1 protein-coding gene is annotated in these 3,070 nt (G+C 69.1%); it reads left to right on the plus strand.

Annotation, left to right across the window (positions count from 1 at the left end):
- The first annotated feature begins 173 nt into the window (after window positions 1-173).
- Window positions 174-2,846: an AAA family ATPase gene (locus tag ACFYXM_RS16945; protein ID WP_389289994.1), complete on the plus strand. Its 2,673-nt coding sequence runs from the start codon at window positions 174-176 to the stop codon at window positions 2,844-2,846.
- Window positions 2,847-3,070 lie beyond the last annotated feature (224 nt).

Below are 3,070 nucleotides of genomic sequence, written 5' to 3' on the forward strand. Positions count from 1 at the left end.
CCCACGGTCCGCGCGCCGCCCCATGTTGTGGCGTCGGACAGGGCTCTTGCTGCCGTCCCGGTCATCACCGTCCGCCCCGGCACGCCTCTCGACGGAGATCCCGTCGGCGGAGCGCGGGTCCCCGGGCGGGACGCACGACGGCCGACGGTATTCGTCTGGGGGGAGAAACAGTCATGACGTTGGTCGAACGAGACTCTGAACTCGCGTTCCTGAAGAAGAGCGCCGTGGACGCCGCGCACGGGACCGCATCGGTGGTGCTGATCAGCGGCCCCGTGGCGAGCGGCAAGACGAGCCTGCTGCGCGAACTCTCCGCGTTCGCCGCGGACTCGGGACTGCTCGTCGTCGACATCCAGTGCCCGCAGGGCGGACAGGGGACGCCGCTCGGCGCGCTGTGCCGGCTGTTCCGTACGGCTCCGCTGCCGCCCGAATGGGCGGAGCGGGTCGAGGCAGCGCTTGCGACGGGCCGCTCCGCCGCGCAGAACACGGCCGACGGATCCCGGGACGCGGACGACGTCCCCGTGCATGTCGTGAACGACCTGCACGCGGCGCTGCGCGCGTTGACGGTGACCGCCCCGGTGCTGATCACGGTGGACGATCTCCAGAACGCCGACTCCGCCTCGCTGCGTTTCCTGCCGCCCCTCGTCGACCGCTTGCGTTCGGCCCCCGTCATGCTGGCACTCGGCGAGCGCGAGGGCCCGCACGCGGCGCACCCGCTGTTCCGCGCGGAACTGCTCCGCCAGCCGCATTACCGGCGGGTCGCCATCGATCTTCTGTCCCCGGGCGGCGTACGGCAGATGGTCTCGCATCTGCTGGACGAAGCGAGCGCGCACCGGCTGTCCCCGGTGCTCCATGACGTCAGCGGTGGAAATCCTCTGCTCGTACGGGCGCTGGTGGATGATCACGAGGCCACGCGGAACACCCTCGGACCACGTGCCGTCGACGCCGGCCCGGCGGATGAATCGTTCCTTCAGGCCCTGTTGTGGTGCCTGGAGCGCACCGAGCCGCAGACGCGCGCCGTCGCGCACGCCGTCGCGGTCCTGGACGACGCGGCCACCGTGGAACTGCTGGCGCGTCTGGCCGGTTCCGACACCGAACCGGTCGCGCGGCACGTCCAGACGCTGAACCGGACCGGTCTGCTGGACGGTCTGCGCTTCCGCCATCCGGAAGCCCGCGCGGCGGTGCTCGCGGGACTGCACGAGAAGGATCGCGCCGCTCTGCGACTGGATGCGGCACGTCTGCTCTATTACGCGGGGGAACCGGCCACCAAGGTCGCCGCACATCTCCTGGCCGCCGGCAGTGCCGGCGAACCCTGGGCCCTCAAGGCTCTGGCCGAGGCGGCGAAGGAGGCTGGGTACCGGGGGCAGACACAGGTGAGGGGCCAGTACCTGAAACTGGCGTACGAGGAGTGCCGTGACGAGCGGCACAAGGCCGAGTTACTGGTGAAGCTCGTGGACACCGAGTTCTGGGCGAGCCCTCCGGCCTCGGTCCGGCGCATGCTCCAACTCCTGGAATCTCCTCTCGCCGCACACATGGGCACGCGTCAGGCGTCGTTGATCGCGCGCCACCTGTTCTGGCTCGGGCGGCCGAGGGAGGCGGTGAAGGTGCTCGACTCGCTGGACGTGTCCGCCCTGGCGCACGACGAAAGCGCCTCGCTCGACGTACACACCACGCAGCTCCTGCTCGACGTCTCCTGGCCGTCGCTGGGGACCCGCGCTCTCGCCGTGGAGGACCTCGGCCCCTCCGCTCTGCCTCAGTCGTCGCCCGTGTCCATCGTGTTCCGGTCGACGAAGATCCTGGACTCGGTCCTGCGGGAGGGCCCCCTGGAGTCCTCGATCGAACAGGCCGAGGAAATCCTGCGGAATCCTTGGCAGGACAATTCCCTGCTCGACGCCGTCGCGAACGCACTTATCACGCTGATCTATTCCGACAGGACCGAGACCGCGGCGGAGCACTGCGATCGAATTCTTTCCGAATTAGCGCAGCACAACCTCAGGGGCGGTCAGGCATACTTCACCGCCATCCGTTCCTGGATCGCACTCCGCCAGGGAGACGTTTCCGCCGCCTACCAGAGCGCGCAGGTTTCACTGGCACTCATTCCGCCACATCACTGGGGCATGGCCGTCGGCCTTCCATTGGCGGTCGGAATCTTCGCGGCCACCGCGATGGGAAACTACGCCGAAGCCGAGCGGCTTTCCGCCAGGCCTTTGCCGGACAGCCTGCTCGAATCACGGTTCGGCCTGCATTATCTGCGGGCCCGCGGCCACCTCCACCTCGCCATGAAGCGCCCCACCCTGGCACTCGACGACTTCCTGGTATCCGGCGAGCGCGTCCAGGCGTGGGGCATGGACCTGCCGACCCTGGCCCCGTGGCGGGTCGACGCCGCCGAGGCACATCTCGCGCTGGGCCGGCCGGAGGAAGCCGGCGCCCTTCTCGCCGAACAGCTTGACCGGCTCGGTCAGGCGCCCTCCCGAGTCCACGGCATGGCGCTGCGCCTCCTGGCCGAGGCCGACGGGCCCGAACGGCGCGTGTCGCTGCTCACCCGGGCCGTGGACATGCTGCGCGCGTGCGGCGACCGCTACGAGCTGGCCCGGGCGCTGGCCGATCTCCAGCAGACGCGGCAAAAGCGCCCGTCCTCGCCCCAGGCACCGGTACGCGGCGGCGGGATCGAAACACTCACCAAGGCCGAAACCCGGGTCGCCGAACTCGCCGCCCAGGGCCGCACCAATCGCGAGATAGCGCGTCGGCTCCAGGTGACCCCCAGCACCGTGGAGCAGCACCTGACGAGGGTATTCAGGAAACTCAACCTCACAGACCGCAACCAACTGGCCGCCCCATTCGCGGCCTGAACACCCACAAACACCCGCCTGCGTGATTCCAGTCACATCAGGGAATGGGTGGGCAGCCCCACGCATTCACACCCCCTATCCCTCCCCACCCCCCTGGTCCGATGGAACCGACGAAATAGGGGGATGCCCCAGGGGGGCCAGTAGGGGATTCCGTCGACAGAACACGCGTTTTAGAGTGACGCAGTAATTCCTGGTCACTGGTCTTCCTCTCGGGGGTGTCGCGC

It is taken from the genome of Streptomyces sp. NPDC002476 (genome assembly GCF_042889785.1).
GTDB lineage: Bacteria > Actinomycetota > Actinomycetes > Streptomycetales > Streptomycetaceae > Streptomyces.